At 68.1% G+C, this 23,543-nt stretch carries 23 protein-coding genes and 2 pseudogenes; 6 read left to right on the top strand and 19 right to left on the bottom strand.

Annotated features, from left to right (window positions below; genetic code table 11):
* The first annotated feature begins 1 nt into the window (after position 1).
* Positions 2-1,819: a glycoside hydrolase family 15 protein gene (locus tag ACFYW8_RS26345; RefSeq protein WP_389080803.1), complete on the top strand. Its 1,818-nt coding sequence runs from the start codon at positions 2-4 to the stop codon at positions 1,817-1,819.
* 191 nt (positions 1,820-2,010) lie between these two features.
* Here ACFYW8_RS26345 and ACFYW8_RS26340 read toward each other — a convergent pair whose 3' ends face one another.
* From ACFYW8_RS26340 to ACFYW8_RS26325, 4 genes are all read right to left on the bottom strand, one after another.
* A complete protein-coding gene (locus ACFYW8_RS26340) occupies positions 2,011-2,295 on the bottom strand; it encodes a hypothetical protein (protein ID WP_389080798.1) in 285 nt (94 codons plus the stop codon).
* A gap of 356 nt (positions 2,296-2,651) precedes the next feature.
* A complete protein-coding gene (locus ACFYW8_RS26335; protein WP_389080793.1) occupies positions 2,652-5,072 on the bottom strand; it encodes a SpoIIE family protein phosphatase in 2,421 nt (806 codons plus the stop codon).
* 348 nt (positions 5,073-5,420) lie between these two features.
* Positions 5,421-6,062 (bottom strand): hypothetical protein, encoded by a 642-nt coding sequence (locus ACFYW8_RS26330; protein WP_389080788.1) that lies wholly within the window; start codon positions 6,060-6,062, stop codon positions 5,421-5,423.
* 97 nt (positions 6,063-6,159) lie between these two features.
* Positions 6,160-6,849, bottom strand: a complete 690-nt coding sequence (locus tag ACFYW8_RS26325; protein ID WP_389080783.1) for a hypothetical protein — start codon at positions 6,847-6,849, stop codon at positions 6,160-6,162.
* Positions 6,850-6,974: 125 nt separating this feature from the next.
* Here ACFYW8_RS26325 and ACFYW8_RS26320 point away from each other — a divergent pair, with 125 nt between their 5' ends.
* Positions 6,975-7,568, top strand: coding sequence for a DUF4291 domain-containing protein (locus ACFYW8_RS26320; protein ID WP_389080779.1), 594 nt, complete (start codon positions 6,975-6,977; stop codon positions 7,566-7,568).
* A gap of 79 nt (positions 7,569-7,647) precedes the next feature.
* Here ACFYW8_RS26320 and ACFYW8_RS26315 read toward each other — a convergent pair whose 3' ends face one another.
* Positions 7,648-8,025 (bottom strand): winged helix-turn-helix transcriptional regulator, encoded by a 378-nt coding sequence (locus tag ACFYW8_RS26315; RefSeq protein ID WP_389080775.1) that lies wholly within the window; start codon positions 8,023-8,025, stop codon positions 7,648-7,650.
* Positions 8,026-8,124: 99 nt separating this feature from the next.
* On the opposite strand from ACFYW8_RS26315, the gene ACFYW8_RS26310 reads away from it, so the two are divergent.
* A complete protein-coding gene (locus ACFYW8_RS26310; RefSeq protein WP_389080770.1) occupies positions 8,125-8,790 on the top strand; it encodes an NADPH-dependent F420 reductase in 666 nt (221 codons plus the stop codon).
* Between the two features lie 81 nt (positions 8,791-8,871).
* Here the strand turns inward: ACFYW8_RS26310 and ACFYW8_RS26305 are convergent, their stop codons facing one another.
* The 6 genes from ACFYW8_RS26305 to ACFYW8_RS26280 form a co-directional block, all read right to left on the bottom strand.
* Positions 8,872-9,564: a response regulator gene (locus tag ACFYW8_RS26305; RefSeq protein WP_389080766.1), complete on the bottom strand. Its 693-nt coding sequence runs from the start codon at positions 9,562-9,564 to the stop codon at positions 8,872-8,874.
* 4 nt (positions 9,565-9,568) lie between these two features.
* Entirely contained in the window at positions 9,569-10,798 is a 1,230-nt protein-coding gene (locus ACFYW8_RS26300) for a sensor histidine kinase (RefSeq protein ID WP_389080761.1), read from the bottom strand.
* 28 nt (positions 10,799-10,826) lie between these two features.
* On the bottom strand, positions 10,827-11,705 hold the full coding sequence (locus ACFYW8_RS26295; protein ID WP_389080756.1) for a CPBP family intramembrane glutamic endopeptidase: 879 nt from the start codon (positions 11,703-11,705) through the stop codon (positions 10,827-10,829).
* Positions 11,706-11,880: 175 nt separating this feature from the next.
* A complete protein-coding gene (locus ACFYW8_RS26290) occupies positions 11,881-12,378 on the bottom strand; it encodes a hypothetical protein (RefSeq protein WP_389080750.1) in 498 nt (165 codons plus the stop codon).
* A gap of 290 nt (positions 12,379-12,668) precedes the next feature.
* Entirely contained in the window at positions 12,669-13,034 is a 366-nt protein-coding gene (locus ACFYW8_RS26285) for a hypothetical protein (protein WP_365880932.1), read from the bottom strand.
* Positions 13,035-13,190: 156 nt separating this feature from the next.
* Positions 13,191-13,331, bottom strand: coding sequence for a hypothetical protein (locus ACFYW8_RS26280; RefSeq protein WP_389080745.1), 141 nt, complete (start codon positions 13,329-13,331; stop codon positions 13,191-13,193).
* A gap of 35 nt (positions 13,332-13,366) precedes the next feature.
* Between ACFYW8_RS26280 and ACFYW8_RS26275 the strand changes: the two genes are divergently transcribed.
* A complete protein-coding gene (locus tag ACFYW8_RS26275) occupies positions 13,367-14,260 on the top strand; it encodes a 2-dehydropantoate 2-reductase (RefSeq protein WP_389080740.1) in 894 nt (297 codons plus the stop codon).
* Positions 14,261-14,815: 555 nt separating this feature from the next.
* On the opposite strand, the gene ACFYW8_RS26270 is transcribed toward ACFYW8_RS26275, so the two are convergent.
* From ACFYW8_RS26270 to ACFYW8_RS26255, 4 genes and pseudogenes are all read right to left on the bottom strand, one after another.
* Positions 14,816-15,169, bottom strand: coding sequence for a DUF6247 family protein (locus tag ACFYW8_RS26270; protein WP_389080735.1), 354 nt, complete (start codon positions 15,167-15,169; stop codon positions 14,816-14,818).
* A gap of 143 nt (positions 15,170-15,312) precedes the next feature.
* A complete protein-coding gene (locus tag ACFYW8_RS26265; protein ID WP_389081446.1) occupies positions 15,313-15,831 on the bottom strand; it encodes a DUF4291 domain-containing protein in 519 nt (172 codons plus the stop codon).
* A 99-nt stretch (positions 15,832-15,930) separates the two neighbouring features.
* The gene (locus ACFYW8_RS26260) at positions 15,931-17,034 is read right to left on the bottom strand and encodes a hypothetical protein (protein WP_389080731.1); all 1,104 of its coding nucleotides are present in this window, start codon (positions 17,032-17,034) and stop codon (positions 15,931-15,933) included.
* Between the two features lie 163 nt (positions 17,035-17,197).
* A pseudogene (locus ACFYW8_RS26255) lies at positions 17,198-17,351 on the bottom strand (DUF4291 family protein); the annotation flags it as partial.
* A 50-nt stretch (positions 17,352-17,401) separates the two neighbouring features.
* Between ACFYW8_RS26255 and ACFYW8_RS26250 the strand changes: the two are divergent.
* Together ACFYW8_RS26250 and ACFYW8_RS26245 are read left to right on the top strand one after the other, a co-directional pair.
* Positions 17,402-17,557: pseudogene (locus ACFYW8_RS26250) on the top strand (VOC family protein); the annotation flags it as partial.
* Positions 17,558-18,087: 530 nt separating this feature from the next.
* A complete protein-coding gene (locus ACFYW8_RS26245; protein ID WP_389080726.1) occupies positions 18,088-19,740 on the top strand; it encodes a recombinase family protein in 1,653 nt (550 codons plus the stop codon).
* A gap of 188 nt (positions 19,741-19,928) precedes the next feature.
* Here the strand turns inward: ACFYW8_RS26245 and ACFYW8_RS26240 are convergent, their stop codons facing one another.
* The 4 genes from ACFYW8_RS26240 to ACFYW8_RS26225 all read right to left on the bottom strand — a co-directional run bounded on the left by ACFYW8_RS26240 (position 19,929) and on the right by ACFYW8_RS26225 (position 23,445).
* Positions 19,929-21,305: a replication initiator gene (locus tag ACFYW8_RS26240; RefSeq protein ID WP_389081440.1), complete on the bottom strand. Its 1,377-nt coding sequence runs from the start codon at positions 21,303-21,305 to the stop codon at positions 19,929-19,931.
* A 297-nt stretch (positions 21,306-21,602) separates the two neighbouring features.
* The gene (locus ACFYW8_RS26235) at positions 21,603-21,800 is read right to left on the bottom strand and encodes a hypothetical protein (RefSeq protein WP_164373190.1); all 198 of its coding nucleotides are present in this window, start codon (positions 21,798-21,800) and stop codon (positions 21,603-21,605) included.
* Positions 21,797-23,098 carry an FtsK/SpoIIIE domain-containing protein gene (locus ACFYW8_RS26230; RefSeq protein WP_389080719.1) on the bottom strand — a complete coding sequence of 434 codons (1,302 nt, stop codon included), beginning with the start codon at positions 23,096-23,098 and terminating at the stop codon, positions 21,797-21,799. Before ACFYW8_RS26230 ends, ACFYW8_RS26235 begins: the two co-directional genes overlap by 4 nt.
* The gene (locus ACFYW8_RS26225; protein ID WP_389080715.1) at positions 23,098-23,445 is read right to left on the bottom strand and encodes a hypothetical protein; all 348 of its coding nucleotides are present in this window, start codon (positions 23,443-23,445) and stop codon (positions 23,098-23,100) included. Before ACFYW8_RS26225 ends, ACFYW8_RS26230 begins: the two co-directional genes overlap by 1 nt.
* Between the last annotated feature and the right edge of the window lie 98 nt (positions 23,446-23,543).

Here is a 23,543-nt window from a genome sequence, read left to right as displayed (position 1 = left end):
CATGGACCGCTATCCGCCCATCGCCGACCACGGCCTGGTCGGGGACCTGCAGACCGCTGCCCTGGTGTCGTCCCGGGGCGTGGTCAACTGGTTCCCGGCACCGCGCTTCGACTCCCCCAGCGTCTTCGCCTCGCTGCTGGACCACGACGGCGGCGGCTACTTCCGCCTCGCGCCCGATCACCCCGAGGGAACGTGGAGGCAGCTCTACTACCCGGACACGGCCGTCGTGGTGACCCGCTTCATGTCCCCGGACGGCGTGGGCGAGATCATCGATCACATGCCGGTCCTGCCGGGCCCGACCCCGACCGACCGGCACAGCCTGGTGCGCATCGTGCGCTCGGTGCGCGGCACCGTGCATTTCGCCCTGGAGTGCCGGCCGCGGTTCGACTACGCGCGGGCCACCCACGAACTCGAACTGACCCCCGGAGCAGCGACGTTCCGGTCCCCCGGGGCGGCCGCCCATCTCCAGGGCAACATCCCTCTCGAACGCGACGGGCAGGACGTCCGGGGTGGCATCACCCTCCAGAACGGCGAGCAGGCGGCCGTGGTGTTCACGGTGTGCGGGCCGGACGGCGAAGCGCCGCCACCCCCCACGCTCGACGGGATCACCGAGGGCCTGTGGAACAACGTCGACTTCTGGCAGAAGTGGGTGCGCACCTCGAACTACCGGGGCCGCTGGACGGAGATGGTGCACCGCTCGGCCATCACCCTCAAGCTCCTCACCTACGCGCCGACGGGCGCGCCCGTCGCCGCCCCCACCATGGGGCTGCCCGAGCAGGTCGGCGGAGAGCGCAACTGGGACTACCGGTACACGTGGGTGCGCGACGGCTCGCTCTCGGTACGCGCGCTGCTCGACCTCGGCTTCGTGGAGGAGGCCAGCCAGTTCACCCGCTGGATCGGCGACCGTCTGGAAGCGCGCGAAGGACCGGCCGACGAGGTCCTCCAGATCATGTACCGGGTCGACGGCGACCCGCATCTGACGGAGGAGATCCTGGAACACTTCGAGGGCTACCGCGGCTCGTCCCCGGTACGGGTCGGCAACGCGGCCTCCGACCAGTTGCAGCTCGACATCTACGGCGAGGCCCTCTACGCCCTGGCCGAGGGCCGCGCGGTGGGCGAACGGGCCGGCTACCACGGCTGGAAGGGGCTGGCCGGCATCCTCGACTGGCTCGCCGACAACTGGGACCGGCCCGACGAGGGCATCTGGGAAACCCGGGGCGGGCGCAAGGACTTCACCTACAGCCGGGTGATGTGCTGGGCCGCCTTCGACCGGGGACTGAAGCTGGCCGCCGAGTTCAGCAGACCGGCCGACACCGTCCGCTGGACCGCGGCCCGGGACGCGATCTTCGAACAGGTGATGGCGCGCGGCTGGAGCGACAAGGAGGAGGCGATGGTCCAGCACTACGACGGTGACGTGCTGGACGCGTCCCTGCTGCTGGCTCCCCGCGTCGGCTTCGTCTCCCCGCGCAGCCCCGGCTGGCTCAGCACCCTGGACGCCATGGACCGCGTCCTCGTCTCCGACAGCCTGGTCTACCGCTACGACCCCAGGGCCTCGCCCGACGGACTGCGCGGCTCCGAGGGGACGTTCAGTCTGTGCACCTTCCTGTACGTCGACGCGCTCGCCCGGGCGGGAAGGCTGCCCCAGGCCCGCTACACGTTCGAGAAGATGCAGACGTACGCCAACCATGTCGGCCTGTTCGCCGAGGAGATCGGCCCGAGCGGTGAGCAACTGGGCAACTTCCCGCAGGCCTTCACCCATCTCTCGCTCATCATGGCCGCGACGACGCTGGACGAGGCACTCGACAGGCTGCGTCCCTGAAGGGCGGGATGTCCGGGCCCTGCGGCAAGAGTGCCGACGCGGCACGATGATTCTGTCAAGCCGAACCAGGCACCAGCCACCAGGCACCAGGGACCAGCCACCAGGGACCAGGCACCAGGGACCAGGGACCAGGGACATGAAACGGCCTCCAGGGCTGCACCGGCCTTGCCTGGTGGCTGGTGCGAACGCTGTCATGCGGAAGCCACCACCTCGCCGGCCATGACCTGGGGAGGGTTGGGGAGCAGTGACGCAAGGTGGTCCCGCACGAAGTCCGCAGCCCTCAAGATCGATTCCTCGGCACCGGCCTGATCCTGGAAGACGCTGGTCGAGACCATCACTCCGTCCCCGGCATCGATCCAGTAGTAGGCCACGAAGCCGGAGACCTGGCGCATGAGCGCCACGAACCCCTCGTTCACGAGACGTGCCGCCTCGGCCGAATCGGTCACCCCTTCGTACCGGCGGACTGCTGCGTACATCGCCAAGCTCCTCACGGCGTTCCGGGTTCGTCCTCTGCTGAGACGTCGTACCCCGGCGACGGCTGCCTGGCTCATGAGGCGTCCGGCAACCACCTGAAGGGCCGCCTTGAGTGATCCGAACGGCGGCCGCCGACCCCGACACACGGCCCTGCGCATGTCTGCCACGAGACGGCATCGACATCGGAGCAGAGCAGCCTCGGCCGGTGGCTGCCCGCAGCACGGAAGAGGCTGTCGACGCGGCTTGACGATCCATGTCGAGCCGCGTTCACAGACCGTCGGCCGGCCAGTCGGCTGTCGCGGTGGGCCGTGGTCGTGGAAGACGTGGAAGTCGTGGAAGACGTGGAGGCCACGGGTGGTCAGGAGGGCGGCAGAGGCTGCTCCGTCCAGACCGTCTTGCCGTCGTGGCTGTAGCGGGTGCCCCACCGCTCCGTGAGCTGCGCGACCAGGAAGAGCCCGCGTCCGCCCTCGTCCGTGCTGAGGGCCCTTCGGAGGTGAGGGGACGTGTGGCTGGCGTCGGACACCTCACAGATCAGACAGTGTGTACGGATGAGGCGCAGGGTGACGGGGCCGTCCGCGTACCGGTAGGCGTTGGTGACGAGCTCGCTGGCGACCAGCTCGGTGGTGAAGGCCATTTCCGACAGCCCCCATTCGGCCAGTTTCGCCGTGGTCAGCTCCCTGGCGCGGCCGGCGGCGGTCGCTTCCAGAGGCAGGTGCCAGGTGGCGAAGTTCTCCGGCGGCAGTACCCGGGTACGGGCCATGAGCAGCGCGATGTCGTCGGTGGGGCGGCGGTTCGTGGGCAGCAGCGCCTCGACCACCCCGTCGCACGTGCGCTCCAGAGCGTCGGCCGTGTGGGCGAGACATTCCTCCAGGTGCTCCAGCGCGGCATCGATGTCGCCGTCGCGCGCCTCCAGGAGGCCGTCGGTGTAGAGCGTGAGCAGGCTGCCCTCAGGGAGGTCCAGGTGGTACATCTCGAACGGCAGTCCGCCCAGGCCGAGCGGTGGACCCGCGGGCAGGTCGAGCACGGTCACCTGGCCGTCCGGTGTGGACACCAGGGGTGCCGGGTGGCCCGCGCGTGCCAGGGAGCATTGCCGGGACACCGGATCGTAGACCGCGTAGACGCACGTGGCCCCGACCACCTGCTCGATCGCCGACTGGTTGCCCTCGGCGTTCGTCTCCCCCTCGGCGGCCAGCAGACTGACCAGATCGTCCAGCCGGGCCACCACCTCGTCCGGTTCCAGGTCGAGGCTGGCCAGGGTGCGCACGGCGGCGCGCAGGCGCCCCATCGAGGCCGCGGCGTGGATTCCGTGGCCGACCACGTCTCCCACGACGAGGGCGACCCGGGCCCCTGACAACGGGATCACGTCGAACCAGTCACCACCGATGCCCGCTTCACCGCTCGCCGGCAGGTACCGGCAGGCCACCTCGACGGCCGGCAGGTCGGACACCGTGCCCGGCAGCAGACTGCGCTGCAGAGTCAGAGCGGCGCTCTGTTGCTGGGTGAAGCGGCGCGCGTTGTCGATGCAGACGGCCGCACGCGAGGAGAACTCATGGGCCACCGCGGCGTCGTCGTCCTCGAAAGGCTCCGAATCGCGCACTCGCCACAGACTCACCACGCCCAGTACCAGGCCGCGTGCCATCAGGGGCACCGCGATCAGGGAATGAACGCCGAGACCCAGCACGACCTCGATCCGCCGCCGGTCCATGGCGTACCACTCGGGGCGGAGGGACAGCACGCGTTCGAGAACCGGGCGACGCTCGGCCAGGCACCGCGCCTGTGGGGACTCCGGAAGGAGCGGGACCACTTCGCCCTCCTGGAACGGGACCCGTCGTTCCGGGGGCGAAAGGGCCACTCGCAGTAGTGCGCCTGCCATGTCCGAGGGCAGTTCGTCACCAAGTGCAACCGGCTTCAGGAGGTCCACCGAGCAGTAGTCGGCCAGGCCGGAGACGGCCACCTCGGCCAGTTCCCGGGCCGTCTGCGTCACGTCCAGTGAGGTTCCGATCCGGGCGCTCGCCTCGTTCAGCAGGGTGAGTCTGCGGCGGGCCCGGTAGCGCTGGGTCACGTCCTCGATCGTCTCCGCCACGCCGAGAACCCGGCCCGAGGGGTCTTCCATCCGGAACGCGGAGACGGAGACCATCCGTTCCCGCCCCGGAGCATGGCGTGTGCGCGCAGACTGCTCCGTGAAGATCAACGGCTCGCCGGTCTCCAGGACGTGGCGCACCCGCTCATCGGCCGGACCCGCGTCCTCGTCGACCAGGAACTCACCGGAACGACGGCCCACCGGCGCCTCGGCTGTGATGCCGCTTGCTTTTTCGATCGCGCGGTTGACCCGGATCACCTTCCTGTCCGTGCCGTGGATGGCCAGACCGATCGGGGACCGGTGGTACAGGCCGTCCAGCAGCGCACGGTCCCGCTGCCAGGCAACGATTTCCGTGGCAGGAGCACCGACCAGGAACCACTCCTGACGATCTCCGTCGCGGGTGATCGCGCGGGCCCGGAAACCCATCTCCACACGCCGTCCGTCGTGGTGCCGGACGGGCAGGACTCCGAACCAGCCCCCCGCCCTCATGGCGTCCACGACGACGGACCGCGCGACAGGCAGGTCACGGGCGTCGACCAGGAGGTCCCGCCACGCCCGTCCGATCACTTCCTTGGCCCGGTAGCCCAGCAGCTCCTGCGCACGTGCGCTCCAGCCGACCACTGCGCCGTGATCGTCGAGCACGGCCGAAGCGGCATGCCCCAGGGCGAACGGATCCTCCGGACTCTCACTGAAATGCATCGAGGGTGTCCCCATAACCGCCATTTCGTCTCTGTGACTCCGATGTTCCTCCTCCCGGTCTCCGTCCGCGACTCTCCCGTTCCTCTCGGCTCGGCGGTTCGACAGGAGTGACATGGCGGTGTCCACCCGTGTGCGGGCAAACGCCTGCGGGGAAGCGCGTGGCCACGGCTCGGGACCACTTCGTCACGGAGGCCGGCGCGGCGAAGGCGCTCGCTTCGGCGGGAGTCGCCATGGCGCGCGTTCACAGACCCTTCCCGCGAGGTAGCGGAGCCTGTGCACAGGGCCTCGTGGTCACCGTCCAATTCCGGCGGGCACACCGTGGCGGGGTACGTGCGGTGTTCGGCCACGTCAGTACCAGCAGACTTGACCGGCTGCCCCATGGCCCGTGCGGGCGGCGTGACGGAGAACGCGGAGCGGGCCGTCAAGGAGTTCGTCGGCGTCGTGGGCGGGGTCGTCACCCGAGCCGGTCATCCACGCGTGGATTCGCTCGATCGCGTCGCGACGTGGGGTTCCGGTCAGGACGAGGGTCTCCTCGACCGCAGGCAGTCGAGCGCGGACTTGCTCGGCGTCGAGAAGGAAGTCCCCGAACCGGCCCGGCAGCCGCAGCGTCGCGTCGGTACCCAGGGCGTAAGCCAGGGCGGAGAACGGGTCGGCCTTGCGCGCAGTGGCCACGAACAAGCCCTCCCCGATATCGGAGGGAAACTGATCCATGACCGTGTCACGCAACTCCTGCGCGCGGTCGGAGTCGTCGCGGCAGGCGTTGAAGAACGCGCCGAGCCGAAGGGCGTCCTCGTCGGCGTTCCAAGCGCCGGCGGAGCTCGTCGACGGCGTGAACATGGACGCCCGCGCTTTGCTTCGCCACCAAGCCAGCTCCCCAGGCACATCACAGTGCACCGGTTCCGGCGCCGAGTTCTGAACCGAAACGCTCTGCAAATTCCGTACCTGCCGGTCAGGCACCGAGCCGACGATCCACACACCTGTGACGCTCAACTCCGCCTCCTTCTGCTCTTCCACCCGAACTCGGGCATGTCCCAGCCGTCGGCGCGACGGTCGTCCGAACCGCGGGTCCACTCATGTCGAGCCGCGTTCACAGACCCTTCCGCATGGCAGCGTCCAGTCCTCGGGACTCTCCGTAGAGCCCCCACCGATCCAGGCCGGAGTAGATCAATGCGGTGCGGGACGAGGGGGCTGAGAGGCACTCGGCCTCTCCTGCGTACAGGGCAACCAGGGAATCGCTGCCCCTCCACCAGGTATCCGTCATGCCCTTGACCTCTTCCACCGGCTCGAAGCCGTCAAGGGCGACGTCATCGACCCTGTCGCCGGTAACCCTGGTGACCTGCTGTGCCCACATAGACGCGTGGTACGCGAGCGCAACGGACTCCACCCACCCCTCGACGGTTCGGTGCAGGGGCGTCCAGCGATAGCCGTACACCCCGAACTCCCCGCCGGGTCCGATCATGAACGAGTAGGGGATCGCGCACCGGTCGGTCCCCGCCGGGTACAGCCACCCCTCGTCAGGCGAACCCTCCGGAAGGTCGGAGTCCAGACACCTGGGTCCACCGTCGTAGTGCGGAGCCGGAGGCAGTACAAGACCTCCCCAGCGCTCCTGATACTCCTTCACGCGGTCGATCTCCACTGACGGGACCCCGAGCGCAAGCCACTGCTCCGCGAGCCGGCCGATCGGCGGCACGTCGATCCTGATGCCGTGCCCGGTGACGAACGACCGCGCTCGACGCGTCAGTCCCCCGAGTACGGCATTGCTGAGATGTCGCTCCATGAGACGGACGCTACTTGGCGCGCTCGGGCGAATGCCTGCTGCCCGCGGCCGGCGTGCTCCGTCGCGTTGTGCAACGGATCGAAAATCGGTGGCCTCCTGACCTGGCCGAACCCACGCTGTACGCCATGGAAGAACCGCACCGCAGGATCCGCGCGCTTCACACGGCGTCCACGATCACCGTCTACCAGGCGTACCGCCCGGAGATCGGCGGACCCGCCGCCCGCAAGGGGCGTTTCCCCGCCGCGTGGAGGCCTGACCGGATGACGTGGATCAAGCCCAGTTTCATGTGGATGATGTACCGCTCCGGCTGGGGCACGAAGGAGGGGCAGGAGACCGTCCTCGCCGTCGAGATCACTCGCGACGGCTTCGACTGGGCGCTGCGCCACGCCTGTCTGTCGAGTTACGTTCGCGGACTGCATCCCGATCGCGGCACCTGGCAGCGTGACCTCAAGCGCGCACCGGCCCGTGTCCAGTGGGATCCCGAACGCGATCTGCACCTGCGTCCCCTGCCGCACCGCTCGCTGCAACTGGGGCTCTCGGGTGAGGCATCGTCGCGTTACGCGGACGAGTGGATCGTGTCCATCAGCGACGTGACCCCGCTCGCCAACGAGATCCACGCACTCGTCAGGGACGGCGAACCGGACTCAGCCACCCGACTGCTCCCCCAGGAGCAGGAATACCCCGCCGACGCAGAACTCCTGGCCCACCTGCGCCCCTGACCGACGGCCGGCATCACCCATGGGTCACATGGCAGCACAGGTCTGTGAACGCGGCATGATGGTTCATGTCAAGCCTCGCTCACAAGCCTTCTGCGTTACTGCTCTCCTGGGTTTCCAGAAGTTCGTCACCGTGCTCGATCATCCAGCGTCCGAGCGCCGTCATCGGGCCCTCGACCAGGCTCTGTCCCAAGCCGGTCAGGGCGTAATCGACGCGGGGCGGCGCCTCAGCATGCGCGTGACGCTCGATCAGTCCGCTCGCGAGCAGACGGTGCAGGGAGTCGGTCAGGACTTTGTCGCTGATGCCACCGATCGCGGCGCGCAGCTCGCGGCGCCGGCGCGATCCCACGCGAAGTGCCGTCAGCACAACGGGATCCCAGGTGTGAGCGAAGAGATCGGTGGCCGCGCGCAACCGGCAATCGGCGACCAACTCGTAGCAGTGCGCGTCGTCATCTGTCATCTCGCCTCCCATCATTGCGCGTTGGTCACGCACTGATCGGTGCGCGACGCCTTCTCTACCGTAACCACCGGACCGAACACTGTTGGAGAGGCGGAGACGATGCGCATCGGGATCCTGGGAACTGGGACACTGGCGGCGGCCCTGGGCGAGGGCTGGGCGCGTGCAGGACATGAGGTGGTGATCGGCGGACGGTCGCAGATCAAGGCGGAGAAGCTTGCTGAGCGGCTGGGACACGGAGTGCTCGCAGTCGCGCCGCGTGAGGCGGTCGCAGACCGTGATGCGGTGCTGCTCGCCGTGTCCTGGGATGGCGTCGCGGACATGATGGGATCGGTGGGCGCGTCCGACGGCGCGCTCAGGGGGACGCCGTTGATCGATCCCACGAACGCTGTCACGCACGGCGTCGGCACTCTGCTCACCGAACACGGCGAGTCGATGGCGGGGCGGATCGCCGGGCTTGCTCCAGGAGCCCGGGTCGTGAAGGCATTCCATCTCTTTCCCGCCGACCAGTGGACGAGCCCGCACAGTGGCGGCCGGCCCCGTGTGACAGTGGCGATGTGCGGCGACGATGCGACGGCACTCCACGTCGTCGGCGAACTGGTCCGTGACGTCGGCGGGACCCCGGCGACGTTGGGGACGCTGGATCGCGTCCGCCAGTTGGAGGAGGTGGCGGGTTTCGTCATCGGCCTGGCCTTCGCGGGCTTCGACCCCAACTCCGCTGTTCCTCAAGTCCCCTCGATCGACAGGCGCACCGGTTCACGGGAGTAGCCGCACCTCTCGCACGCCCGGTGATACGCCCCGGCCCGGGGCTTTGAACGCGGAGGCCATACGCGGAGGGTCGGCCCCCAGTCAGTCGGCACCGGGGATCAGCCCGACCCGGTAGGCGAGGACGACCGCCTGGACCCGGTCGCGCAGGCCGAGTTTGGCCAGGATCCGCGAAACGTAGGTCTTGACCGTCTCGGGGGTGATGAACAGCGCCGTGGCGATCTCCGCGTTCGACAGCCCCTCGGCGATCTGCCGGAGCACGTCCAGCTCGCGGGGGGTCAGCGCGCGCACGAGGTCTTCCCTGGCCTGCCGGGAGGTGTCGGCCGGCCGCAGGTGTTCGGCGAAGTGACCTATGAGGTGGCGGGTGACGGCGGGCGCCAGCAGGGCCTCGCCCCGGGCGACCGTACGGATCCCGTTCACCAGCTCCGCGGGAGGCGCGTCCTTGAGGAGGAAGCCGCTGGCGCCGGCCCGCAGCGCGTCGTAGACGTAGGCATCGACGTTGAAGGTGGTGACGACCAGCACCTTCGGCGGGAACTCGGCATCGGGAGCGGCCAGTTGCCGGGTCGCCTGGATGCCGTCGAGCAGAGGCATCCGGATGTCCATCACCACCACGTCGGGCCGCAGCCGCCGTGCGGCTTCCACCGCCGCGTGCCCGTTCTCGGCCTCCCCGACGACCTCGATGTCGGGCTGCGCGGAGAAGATGGTGACGTAGCCGGTCCGCACCAGTGCCTGGTCGTCGCAGACGAGTACACGGATGGGTTGCGGCGCATGGCTCACGGGGTCACTCCTGAACGGGCTTGGACGGAATCGTCGCGCGGACCTCGAACCCGCCCTCGGGCCGGGGTCCGGCCTCCAGTTCACCATCGAGCATCCCCACCCGTGCACGCAGCCCGGCCAGACCTCGTCCGCCCGCTGGGCCAGGCTTCCGCGGGACCGGTACGGTCGCCGGGGACGCGGCGGGTGCGTGGGTCGTCACCTTGATCTCGACGTGCTCCTCGCCGTGCCGGACCAGGACGTGTGCCGGCTGCCCGGACGCGTGCTTCATCGCGTTGGTGAGCGCCTCCTGCACCACGCGGTACGCGGCCAGCTCCACGTCCACGGACCGTGCCCGCCGCTCGCCGTGTTCGCTGAACTCGACCAACTGACCTGACCTGCGGGCCTGTTCGACCAGGTCGACCACCCGTCCCAGGGTCGGGGCCCGGTCCGCACGCGCCGGGTCGGCGACCGCGGACTCACCGGTCGCCTCCAACACGCCGAGCAGGTACCGCAGTTCCGTCAGGGCCCGACGGCCGGTGTCGCTGACGGCCGCCAGTCCCTCCCCGGCCCGTTCCGGCGCCGACGTGAGCAGGAACTGCGCCGCGTCGGACTGGACCACCATGGCCGTCACGTGGTGGGTGACCACGTCGTGCAGTTCGCGGGCGATCCGTGCCCGCTCGGCGGCCGTGGCCACCTCGGCGGCCAGCCGCCGCCGTTCCACCTCTTCCCCTCGCCGTATGCGCACGGCACCCCCCACCAGCCAGATCGCGGCCAGAGTCAGATAGAACGCGAGATAGTCCGGGATTTCCTGTGGTGAGCCGAGGTGGTGCAGGACGACGGCCAGTACGGCGTAGGCCGCGCTCGCCGCGACGGTCGCAGCGCGGCGGAGACCGACCTGATGGGCCCCGGCGGAGTACAGGGCGAGATACAGCCCCCAGCTCCCGAACGTCGTCGCGAAGCCCAGCGCCTGGTGCACGGCGAACGCGCCTGCGACGACGGCCAGACAGGTTGCGGGCCACCGGCGGCGGGCTGCCAGCGGCAGGGTCTGAGCCAGGATCAGCCCGATGCCGAGCGCGTTCGCCTGCCGCTCGGGCAGATCGCCGATCTGCCCTCCGATGTTCGACAGGGTCGGCACGAAGGCCAGCAGGGTGAGCACCAGGGCAAGTACGCAGTCCTTGGCGGAGGCATCCCACTCGCTCCACCGGTCAAGTGGTGCCCGGAACAGCGGGGAACTCCAGGGCGCCTGACGGGACATCACTTCCGTTTCCTCCAGTCGGCCTGTCTCAGTGCCGGGCCCGCCGCCGGGGCAGCAGTCGGCCGTTCCGGTGGGCGAGGACGGCCATCGGGACGGTGATCAGTACGCCGAGGACGATGGGCACGATCGACGTCTCCAGGCCGAAGCCGTCGCCGGTCAACAGGGTGGAGCCATGGACGTCGACGGTGTACAGGCCCTCGGGGGTGTGCCCGGAGACCGGGACGCCGAGCAGCTGCTCGACAGTGTTCCAGGTGAAGTGCAGACCCACGACGAACCAGATGCTACGCCGCCACAGGAACGCGGCACCGAGCATGACCCCCGCCTCGAGAGCGATCGCCACCACGCTCCGCCCACTGGCTCCCGGAGCCCCCAGGTGGGCGACGCCGAAGAACAGCGCGGTGATCGTGATGGCGGCCCGGCTGCCCCACAACTGCTCCAGAGCCTGCAGGGCGAGACCGCGGAACAGCAGCTCCTCGGTGACCGCGGCGCCGATCTGCACCATGACCGCGGACCACACGACCGACACGAATCCGTTGCCCGCCCAGGAGAACGAGTAGCCCCCGAAAGCCGTGATCAGGAGTGCGGACACGAGGATGAAGCCCAGACCGATCCCGCCGCCGAGCAATACCTCCCGGCCGGCCCCGCGCCGGGCGATCTCCGGCGTGGAGCGTCGTGCGACGAAGCGCATGACCGCCCAGTACACGGCCACCGCGGCAGCCGCTCCCAGCGCCGGCACCGGACCGGGGCCCGTCGCGGTCAGGCCCGAGACGAGACCGACACCGACCATGCCCGTCAGCATCCAGCCGAGTGGAGATCGAACGATCCGTCCGAAACGGCCGTCCCGGCCGTCGTCCTCTTCGTCCGGGCCTGAGCCTGTGTCGTGCGGTGCGGTGGACGTCGTGCCCATCGTGGCCTCCCCCTGTGGTGGTGGTCGCACCGGTGGCGACCTGACAACCACGCTAGGGACGCGCCGACGTCCGCGAGTCACCCCCACATGGACAACCCTTGTAGCTCTCAAGGGGGATGCGCCACCCCGCCCGCCCATCCAGGGCGCCCGTTGGGCTGGGTCCGTGCGGCCGTCGTTACCGCGAGGCAGCTTTGAGCTGAGCGGTGATTTTGGCCAGAGCCTTTTCGGCTGGGCGCTGTTTGATGAGCCCTTCACGACCTGCGGCGCGGAGCTCCACCACCGCTACGCCTTCGGGACCTGCGGCCACAACAGCGGTCACAACGGTGGGGTTCAGACCGCCAAGCCCTACACCGACCATCGCTCGTACGGCGATGCCCCCGCCCTCTCGGACCTCCGTTCCCAGCGGATTCCCCATGTCGGCCAGAGTCGTGTGGACCAGCTGGGAGACTGCCGTCACCGTTCCGGACAACTCGACATGAGTGGTACTGACGTCCTTCTTCGTCCATTTGAAGCCTCGAGCGGCTCCACGAGCACCGCCCCGTGCCCCTGCTCTGCCCAAACCGTGCGTTCCGGTGGCCGCCCCTCCAGCGGCAGCTCCTATCGAGCCGCCCTTCGCACCGAGTTGCATCACCGCGGCGAGCAGGAGCTCGTTCTCGCCGGCCTCATCGAACATGCCCGTCTCCTCAACGCCGGCAAGCCATGGCTCTACAACCGAAGTCACCCAGTCTTACCACTGGCCGGCAGCCTCCTCCAGATCGGCTGCCGAATGTGGCTTCTCCGTGTGGTCCCTGCATTCGTTGGGGGCGCGGGAACTCGACCCGGAAGCCGGCGAGGACGACGAACGCGCGGTCTCCGAAGGAGTCTCGGTGGCGCCGTACACCTACTTCGCTGAAGAGTAGGGAGCGGCCGGGAAGTGGCGCGGCTGCCCGGAGGGCCAACCCGCTTTGGTGCCCCCTCCGTAGCTCACCCGGTATGCCGGTCGGTGGAGAGCAGCCACCGCCAGCGTCGACGTTCCGTGACGAGCGTGGCGGCCACGAGGAGAGACACGAGGACTGCCGCATAGACGGGCCACGCCAACCATGCGGCGATCACGGCAGCAGTGAGCTGGAGCACCACGAGCAGGATCGTGACGGTACCCGAGACAGGGATGATCACCTGCGCCTTGTCTCCCGGAGTGGAGAAGACGGTCGGAAGGCCGATCAGTACCACCACCGCCAAGACGGCAAGCAGCCATGAGTACTTGGACAAGGCCCAGGGAGTGGCCACCCAGGCGACGACTTCCGCGGCGAAGCGCAGGACGGATGCGATGCGGTCGTCCGGTCTCTCCATGTTCGCCCCCCGCAAGCTGTGTCGACCACCAGCGGGAGATCTTACGACCACGGACGGGGCTGTGGACGCGGCTCGGTGATTCATGTCAAGCCTCGTTCGCAGACCTTTCTCCGACTCATCGAACGCGCCTTCGTCACAGGGTGCTCACGTGATTCGTCAGCCCAGCTGGTCGAGGACCCCCAGGTAGACGTCATAGGTCTCGCCGCACTGCCGGGCGAGGCCGATACCGGGCAGGTGGGCAACCTGCAAGGGGGCGAACCGCCTTGCCTGCGTCGCCCCTTGGACACCAGCACTCACGCTGGCCCCTCTGCTCATGGGTAGGCTCAGTGGTCATGACACGTGTTGCGGTGGTGGGCATGGGCGCGGTGGGCTCCGTGGTGGCCGCGGGCCTGGCCTCGACGGGGCGTATGGAGGTGACTGCCTGCGTGCGCTCGCCGCTGGGCGGACTGCGGATCACGCGGCCCGACGGGGCGGTCGAGAACACATTGATTCCGGAGATTCTTGACCCTGCTCAGGTGTCTGCAGTCGAGTGGGTGGTGCTGGCGACCAAGGCTCATCAGACGGCTGGGGCCGCGCCCTGGTTGGAACGGCTGTGCGGTGCGGACACCCGTGTCGCGGTGCTGCAAAACGGTGTCGAGCACCTTGAGCGCGTCGCGCCGCTGACAGGCGCGGCCCGGGTCCTTCCGGTGGTGGTGGAGATCGCGGCCGAATCGCCGCAACGCGGCCACATCCGGCTGTTCGACCGCCCGAGGGTCGTGGTACCCGAGGGCGACGACGGCGCGAGATTTGCGGCCCTGTGCCAAGACAGCGGCATCACCGTGGCCTTGACCGAAGACTTCGTGACCGCAGCTTGGGCGAAGTTGTGCCTGAATGCGGCCAACGGCGCCATTACCGCCCTGACGATGCGCCGTATGCCGGTCTTCGCCAATCCCCGCATCGCCCGCCTGGGCCACGCGTTGGTGGAAGAGGCACGACAGGTCGCCGCCGCGTCGGGCGCGAACCTTCCCGAGGACCTGGCCGACCAGGTCATCGCTCGGCTGCGGACGATGCCGGCCGAGTCCGGCAGCAGCATGCTGTGGGACCGCCTGGCAGGCCGGCCGCTGGAATACGACGCGCGCAACGGCGCAGTGGTGCGCATGGGTGCCCGCCTAGGCATCCCCACTCCGCACAACGAGACCGCAACCGCGCTGCTGGAAGCCGTCAGTGAATCCGGGGAGGTGACGTAGCGTCCGCTACATGGTGACGTTCCCAGGTGCGGGTGCGGTAGCCGAGGCCAGGGCCGCCCAGGAGGTGGGGTGCCTCGCTCGCCGAGGTCGTCGGCGTGGCCGCAATCATTCCAGCCTCACCCCACAGGCACCCCGTGCCTTACCGATCCCAACGAGATTGTGTTACGAGCTCGGGGACTGGGACTTCGCGCTGGGCGGCAAGGGCTACGCGGGCGGTCCGGACCGGAAGCCGGTGTCCGGTCTCGTCCCAGACAGCTCTTGGAAGGTGAGAGGGCCGGTGCAGTCGCTACAAGGCGTCGAACGGGGGCACGATGCGGACGATGATGATGAGTGGGGCGCGCGGGGCCACGAGGAACTAGAACCATCCGCCGGCCGCGTCCATACGACGTAGGCCGCCCGGTCTTGGGCCGTTGCCGAGATCACTGACGTCGATTCCCGTACTGGCGAGCTCGACGAGTTGGCCGGCCAGGCGTTCGACTTCCGCCACGACGTGGGCCGGGAGGCCGCCCGCCACGTGATCGTGATCAGGGTCGTATTCCCAGCGCCAGCCCGGACTCACCGGGTCGAGAGACCGACGGCCGCGTGGGCTTCATCGAGAAGCCGTCCGATCTCGGCGGCGGCCTGTCGTGCCTGCGCGGCGTCGCCCGCTTCAGCGGTGTTCTCCCAGTGGCGGAAATCTGCAGCCAGGCCGGGCTGGCGTTGGATGTGGACATAGACGGCCCACTGGGTGATGAATCGCCGGAGAGGGGCAAGATCGGAGCCCTGTCGGGACTGGTCGGCCGCCTGGTCCAGCTCCCGCGTGAAGGCGGGGAGCGAGGCGGGCGCGATCTGGCTGATGGCCTGCCGTAGCGTGGCGACCGTTGCAGGCGGCTGAGGGATGAGTGGTTGCTCAGCGGCTGGGGTGGTCATGGCTGCTCCCATGGGCGCGATTCTGTCCCACGCCTCAGCCTAGCGGGCAGGAGCATTTTCGCTCCGCTCGAACGAGTGAGGGAGAAGCGATTCAGCTGTCACCCGGACCGGCCCGAGGGCGGGAGGTCGGGTGAACCCGTTCCTCATCCCTGCAGGTGAGCGATGAGCTCGTCCTGGCCGGTACAGGAGTCTTCCTGGGGCAGCAGTCGGACGGCTGAGTCCAGGTCGCCGCCGCTGACGAGGGCGTGGACCTCGTGGACGAGTGGGGTGACGTCGCGGATGGCAACCGTCCACTCGTCCGCGTAGCGTCGCGCAGCCTCACCCGAGAGGCCGAGTTGCAGGGACCGGTACGGCAAGGGCCGCAGCCGTAGATCCCGTTCGGGGTCCCACTGCACACGCGCGGGTGCCCTCCTCAACTCCCGCTTCCAGGCGGCCTGGTTCTCGTGCACCCCGCGCAAGTAGTGCGACAGGCACGCATTGCGCAGGGCCCACTCGAAACCCTCGCGACTGATCTCGACGGCCAGAACGGTCTCTTGGCCCTCCTTCGTACCCCAGCCGCAGCGATACATCATCCACAGAAAGCTCGGCTTGATCCATGTCAAGCCGTGTCCATAGACCTTTCGGCCCCAGCCGAACTCTCCGCGTCGACGTGAAGGACTGATCCCCAAAGCTTGAGTGGAAATCAAGAGAGCTTACTCGGCGAGTCCCGATGCCCAGTTCGTCCCGGACACGGGCTGCGCTCCCGACAGACGACGGTCCTCCTATATCTGTCGAATGACTTGCGCCATCGCTCTTTCGACCGGTGCACGGCTGAACACATGCACCAATGCCAGATGGAACAATGCCGGCGCGAGAGGAGCCCATCGGTGAATTCGATCGGGACGCAGCATGTATTTGACCACGGTCGCTGGGCGGAAAGGTACGTAGTCGATGGTCTGATGTTCCCAGCGATCCGACACTCCTCTGCTCATGCGTTCCTGTAGATCCTCCCGATTCAAGTCGTTCAGTCTGGCGTAGAAGTGGGCGCTCCAGTGGCGCTTCTCGATGTCCAGCACAAAGGCGAGCAACTCGACGGAGTAGTCGAGTGGTTCGATGGACAGTTCCTCCCGCATCCCACGACGGGCGACTGCATACAGGTCCGGGGCACTCCTGCCGGACGAATCGATGTGCCGTGACATGCCCTCGTTGACGGAGGAGTTCCAGACGCCAGGTGCCATGCGGACCCGGTCACTGCGTTGGCTGATGACCAACATGTCGTCGGCGGTCACAACCGCGACGTTGATGGCAAAACTGCATTGCAGAAACGCGGGCGCCGCCAGCGGATCGTCAGGGTCGAGATAGCGTGAACGGGGTGTTGTCCCGTCGGGCAGCCGACGGTCGAGTTGTTGAGCCGCGAGAAAGGTGTAGTAGTCCGTTGGGCGCAGACGCAGGTGGACTTCGGGTTGCTCGTCGAGAGCGGTCCGCGAGACGTCGAACGACTCGACCGCGTAGCGAGGACCGTTCCACAACGGCGTCCGACCTTCTGCCCGTAAACGCGTACTCTCCGCTTCGATTTCAGCCCGCCAGCCGACCATGTCCGAGGGCAATTCGATGGTTTGGTCGAGCACTTGGATGTAGACGGCTTCGGCGGGTATGGCGGATTCGCCGTCTCCTTCAACAATCAGGGCGGAGGTGTGAAGAGGGCCGAGGGAGAAGGTTCTCCACGCAGGACTGGACTCCTCCCGTTGCCTCAGGCCGCGTACCGCACGCGTTGAGCGAGTTTGCAGCCTGTACCAGGTGTTTTGTAAGGGTTGCTGGAACAGCACCGCGAACAGCATCCCGAGCACAGCGCCGACGACTCCGTTGGCCACATCGATCCCGCCCATGTCAGGCAGGGTAGGCACGGCGACCACGCCATGTGTGCGATCTTGTCCCCTTCGTTACAGCACTGATCCGGGCACCCCAGATCTGTTGGAGGCCCCAGCCGCCGGAACCGGGACCTTGAACGGCGAGCCACCACACTCGCTGAGACAGTGCCGCGCCCGACTGTGTGCGTCTCGTGAGCGAGCGGGGTGACGTCACTGATGGCGACTGTCCACTCGTTCGCGTAGCGGCGGACGGACTCGCCCACGAGGCCGAGTTGCGGGGAACGGTAGGGCAAGGGTTGTAGGTGCAGGTTTCGCTCGGGATCCCACTGCACGCGCGGGCGCCCTCCTCGGCAAAGCGGCGAGTCGCTGCTTGGGCATCTGGATCGTCAGCCAGGTCGGCGGCAGTGCCGAGGACGAGGTGACCAGATTGCTCGGCCTCGGAGCCACCAAGGCGGATGTCGGTCAAGGGCCAGACCGAAACTGGGTGGTCATGGCGGACCCTGAGGGCAACGAGTTCGACGTCCTACGCACGACGGCACCGCAGAACTGGGCCGCGAACGGGCACCCACGCCCCGTCACACACCGCAACAGTCACGTTGCGGCTTCTTGCGCGCCATCGTTCCCCGACCCATTGCTCGGCAGGGACTATGCCCAAGGGCCTGGCCGGCCAAGTCACGGACACGAAGGTCGGCTCGGTCGACGCTCAACCGGAGGGGACGAGCAATGGACGGTGCTCGCAACCCGAATGCGGACGATCGCCACAACCTCACGCTCATCAGCGCCCACTCGTCTGTGGCCTGTGTCGCTGGCGACGGACAGAGGTCTGTCAACGCGGGTTGGTGATCCATATCATCCCGTCCCGTTTCCAAGTGGTAGCGAATCTGCACTCCGGACGGCAGGCGGGCCGAGCCGGTCCCAACCGACCAAGCCGGCACGGACCACACCCTGATATCCGCTCGCTCTGAGCTGGCAAGCGTCCTACTCTCGGCCCATGAACAGGCCACTTGTCGCCATCCTCAGCGGCGCAGGCATCTCCACCGAACAGAGCATCGCCAGAAGTAACCTCGCTTCATGACCGATGACTTAGTACGGCGGGCGCACTGGGGTGACCTCGCAGGTCAGCGCTGGGCAGGGCTGGTCCGGCTCTCCCTCGAAGCGGACGACGAGGAAGTGTCCGCCCGGAGGCTGAGCAAGAAGTCGGATCGCCCCGCCGAAGGCGGCACGAGGTGGCGGCCAGCGACCGGCCGAGACATCAAGAGCCGGGATGAGCAGGAGAAGGACGCTCGCAGGTTCGTCGAGAGCCGCGAAGGCCAGTACGTCCACACCTACGAGGAGCCCGACACCTCGGCGTGGAAGCGCCGGAGGGTCCGGCAGCCGGACGGCACGGTCGCCTATCGCGTGATCCGCCCCGTGTTCGAAGGAGCACTGGAAGATCTCAAGCGCGGGACGACGCCGGACGGGCAGCCGTTGGACGGACTGATCGTTTACGACATAGACCGCCTGACTCGGGACAACCGGCATCTTGAGGATGCCATCGAGGTGGTCGAGAACTTCCGCCGCCCGATCATCGACATCACCGGCACGCTCGATCTCCTCACCGACAACGGCCGGACGGTCGCGCGTCTGCTGGTTGCAGTGGCCAACAAGTCGAGTGCCGACACGGCCCGGCGTGTCCGTCGCAAGCACCACGCCATGCAGCAGGCCGGCATCCCGGTGGGAAGTACCCGCCCCTTCGGCTACAAGGCCGACAAGCGCACGATCGAGCCGAAGGAAGCCGCCGCGATACGTAAAGCGGTCGAGCGCATTCTCACCGGCGCGTCCCCGCGGACGATCGCAGTCGACTGGAACAAGCAGGGCATCAAGACGACGCTGGGCAACACATGGAGCAAGGGCACTGTGAAGCAGATCCTTCGCAATCCCCGTATCTGCGGCTACCGCTCAAGGAAGGTGCGGGAGTTCACTCCGGAGACAGGAGGCGAAAGCATCAGGGTCGAGCCCGTACTCAATGACGACGGCGAACCGGTCAAGGGCCAGTGGGAGCCGATCATCTCCGTGACCGACTGGGAAGCCGTCACCGCGGTCATCGGAAACCGCCCCGAGCCCGGCGGGGCGCACAACGCCCGGAAGTACCTGGGAACAGGCATCCTCCGGTGTGACAAGAACGGGTGCGGGGGCCACTTGCGCGCGATGAAGGCAGTCCCGAGCCGGAAGAAGCCGGAAGGGTTCTTCGACTACACCTGCCCTGACAAGGGGACCGGCTACGGGTGCGGCGGCATCCGTATCTCGGGTCCAGAAACCGACAAGGCCCTCAAGATGCTCGTCATCACCAAGTACGAGGAGGAGGCCCAGGAAAGGGAAGCGACGGCAGCAGCCCCAGAGGACTGGGACGGCGAAGGGCAGCTTGCCCGTATCCGGGAGGACATCGAGGACTGGACCGAGCGGCGAGACCAGCGCCTCGTCAGCAAGGAGCGGTTCTTCGCATTCTTGGCGAAGGCGGAAGCGACGGAACGCCGACTGATCAACGAACGCAACGAGTGGCGCCGTCGCGCTCTGCGAGCGAAGGGGAAGCCGATCGACCTGCGGAGCGTGTGGGACGACCTCGATTTCGTGGAGCAGCGCGCCTACATCGAGAAGACGTTGTTGACCGTCCTGGTCAGTCCTGCCGGCAGGCCCCGTAGTCCGGTCTGGAGTCGGCTCACGCCTGTCTACCGAGACGAAGACTGAACGGCGCGATCAACTTCGTGCCGCCATTCACGGCGCACGCTTGCCGGTACGGGACCTACTCGTTCCGACCTCAAGTCCGAGGATCGCGTTCACTTGCCGCCAGCGGGCGTCCGACCACTTGGGCGCCTGGCGCGCATGCTCCCTGGCCCAGGCCCACCCAGCGTCCTCCGCACTCTCACGTCGTGCCGTCAGAGGACCGCCTCCCCGAACACAGACGACCGCTGGTCTCGGACGACCTCCCGTAGCCGCGCAAGGTCTTCAGCGACTCCGGCAGCCAGGAGAGCAGCACCGGGGGTGTGGCCGGAGCCGACATAGCGCCAGTGCTTTTCAACTACCGCGCTGGGGACGGTTTCCTGAGCAGCGCCGTGGGTCTGGTGCGCTGCTCGTTCTGCGCGCAAGGCCGCGTATGTCGTCGAGTAGGCCCGCGACTTGGTGAGGATGTGGCCGCGGTAGCCGAGCGTGTGAGCCCAGGCCCGCAGATGCAGGGGCGCGAACTCGGTGAGACTGCCGAGGCGCCAGCAGGTGAGCATAAGGGCCCGCACGTGGTCGGTGACGGGGACTGCGTCGATGTCGCCCCGGGTGGTGAGCCGATGGTCGGTGCCGGCGCCTGTCTCGCTTGCTCCCTTGGTGACGTATTTGGCGACGTACGCGGCTACGGCGTCGTCGTCCGGGCCAAGCCCGTCAGTCCGTAGAGGCCGGACGTCGATCTGAGCGCCCCAGCGGAGATTGAGTTCGCCGACGGCGGGACTGTGGGGAGTGCGGACCCGGACCCGCCGGGCGGAGGCGCGCACGGTGTCGGTGAGTCGGTCGGTGGTGCCCCAGGGCGGGGGTTCGTCGTCGGGTCCGGCCGGTCCGTCGAGGCGGACGACGGCGTGAACGTGGACGGCAGCCCGTTTCTGGTACTCGGCGACGCGGGCGAAGGACAGTCGGGCGTGATCGGCGAATCGGGACTGTACGAGGCTGGCGGAGGAGGCCAACCGTCGCCGGACGTCGATGACGAAGCGGTCCCACAGCTTTCCCGCGTGTGCGTGCCAGAGGACGTGGGCCGGGTAGTCGTAGCAGTCGGTGCAGAGGGGTTGGCCGACGAGGGGATCGGTCGTGTCGTGGACGGCGCCGCAGCCGAGGGGCCGACCGTGCTCGCAGCGTCCGCGGTCTCGACGGGGGCGGCATCGTTCCCCGGCGCGGTGCACCGGGCCGAAGGACGGTGCGGTGAGGGTGATGAAGAGCCGGGGTCGGTCGCGGACCGTTGTCGGGATGTTCTTGCCGCCGAGGAGGCCGGCGCGGACGAGGTGGTAGGTGTCGCCCGCGTGGAGTCGGGAGCAAGGTGCGCAGACGGTTGAGCGTCGGTTGCGGCAGCGGATGAGGAGCCGTTCACCGGGCTCATTGCGGGTGTCGTAGTGCTGGATGATCTCGCCGGTCGAACCGTCCAGGGTGGTCGTCGCCCCCGACAGGTGCACCGGATGCGCGCACCCGCCGGTGGCCGTGATCTGGTCGAGCCAGCGGGTGAACTGAGGATCTTGGGCGATGCGTATGGCGTCGCGGTCTGCTTCGGGGAGCTGACACAGGCGCGCCGCGCGGTCGAGGGCGGCGCGCCTGTCAGCCGGGGTGAACTCGGGTGTGATGGTGGTGGCCTTCCGGGGTGGGCCGCCGAGGCGGCACGGGTAATGGTTGGTGGCGCGCAATTGGTCATGGGGATCACTCCTTGGGTGGTGTGTGTGGTGCGTTGGGGTTCAGCGGATGGTTCCGGTGCCGCGGCAAACGCGGCAGCGCCGAAGTCGTCCGGTCCAGGTGGTGCGGGCCCCTTCGCCCTTGCAGTTGGGGCATCTCACGCGGCGCATCGGCATGGCCTACGTCCTTCCTGCCTAGAAGTGGGAGAAGCCGCTCAGGACCCAGGTCATAAGGCCGTTGATGGTGAGGCTGACGGGGGTCTGGCCGAGGTACATGCCGAAGAGGGCGATGCAGACGGCTTCCCAGGCGCGGACGTCGCGGGAGCGTACGAGGAGGAAGGTGATGATCCCGAAGACGACCACGAGGGACACGGCGGTACCTGTGCTGATCACTTGTCGTCTCCTTCGAGCGCCGCGAGGGCATGGACGATGGCGGGCAGTTCGGGGGTCAGGGCGCTGTACTTCTTGGCCGTTGCTGCGGCCTCTTCGGTCGAGGTGAGGTGGGAGCGGGCGCGGCTCCAACCGCCGTCCGCGCCGGTACACACGGCCACGCCCTGTTCCCCTGCGGTTATCGACTGGGCGACGACGACGGCGTCCTTGTTGAGGTCGCCCAACGTCATCTCTGCCGTGCCGGGGTCGTTGACGCGGTGGCAGATCCGGCCGCCGAGCTGGGCCCGCAGTGCGGTGACGCCGGGGCCGAGGTCGGAGCCGACACGTTGGCCGGCGACGACCAGGTGGATGCCGAGCGCGGCACCGAGCTGGGCCAGGCGCAGGAGGAGGGTGGAGCACTGTTCGGCTTCCGCCCTGCTCTCGCGTCGACCGTCAGAGAGGTACAGCTCCGCGAGTTCGTCGACGATCACAACCACGGGTATCGGCCGCAGCTTCTCCGGGAGTTCCCAGATGGAGCGGACCCCCGCCGTGCGGCAGGCGTGCATGCGGTCCTGCATGTCGACGGCGAGTGCGGTGAGCACGGCGACCGCTTCGCGGCGGCAGGTGGTGAGGGCGCTGAGTCGTTCGGCGAAGAGGCCGAGTTCCATGCCGCCCTTGCAGTCGATGCCGACCAGGGCGACGGGTTGCGGGGCGAGTTGGGTTATCAGCCGGGCGAGCAGGGTGGATTTGCCGGAGCGGGTGGCGCCGGCGATGAGCCAGTGCGGGACGAGTCGCAGGTCCATGACCCAGGCGCCGCCGCTCTCCAGTACGCCGATGAGAGCGGACAGGAGGACGGCGGGCGCCGAGGCTAAGCCGGGCCGGGCCAGCGGATCACTCGCGGTTGCCGTGAGCAGGACGAGGCCGCGTTCCGGTGAGGTGACCCGTACCGCGTGGACCTTCCACGCGTGCACGAGTGCGTCCGCTGCCTTCATGTAGGTCGCCGGTGTCTGGCCCGCGTGCAGCCGCACAGTCGCCGTCAGCCCCATGCGGTTGGCCCGCGGGAAAGAAAGCCGGGGTATGACCGGCCGCAGCGGATCGCCCTTGACGACCAGGTCCCCGAGCAGACCGCGGGGCGGACGCCGTGAGACGGAAAGGTCGTTGAGCAGGGCGACCTTGCGCCAGGTGAACACCACCCGGCACGCGGCGACCGGGTATCCGGCGAGGTACCAGTGCCAGGCCGGACGGTGCCGACGCAGCAGGTCACCGACGACGAGCACCCAGGCCAGTAGGGCGAGAGCGAAGGCGAGTGCGATCGGCCCCATCACGCACCACCGGTCTTGGCCGAGGTGGGAGTGCCGTGGACGGGGGTGATGGCGTCGGCGCGGAAGCTGATTCCGTGCCGGTCGCCCATGGCCCAGGCGAACGCGGTCAGCCCGGTGACCTTGAGAATCTGCCCTTCCTCGATGCCCTTCGGCTCACCGGCGACCGCGATCTCGATGACGGATATCCGCCGTCCGTCCTGCCGCACCGTGACGGCGATCGTGTAGATCGTGTTGCCGTCCCGGTCCTTCTTCACCTCCTGTGTCTCGAAGTTGCTGATCTTTGCTTCGGGTGTGATGGCGCACCGCAGTACGCCCAGTCGTGCCGTGTCCACGGGAATGGACTGCATTGCATGGCCTCCTTGGCCAGTCAGGACGCCCAACATATTCAGACGTCACTTGTCCTTACGAGTTATGACTATGCGGCTCTGTACGGCGAGGGTGCAAC

It is taken from the genome of Streptomyces sp. NPDC002742, assembly GCF_042888885.1.
Lineage (GTDB): Bacteria > Actinomycetota > Actinomycetes > Streptomycetales > Streptomycetaceae > Streptomyces.
Note: the sequence above shows the minus strand (reverse complement) of the source record. Positions and strands in the feature narration are given on the sequence as shown.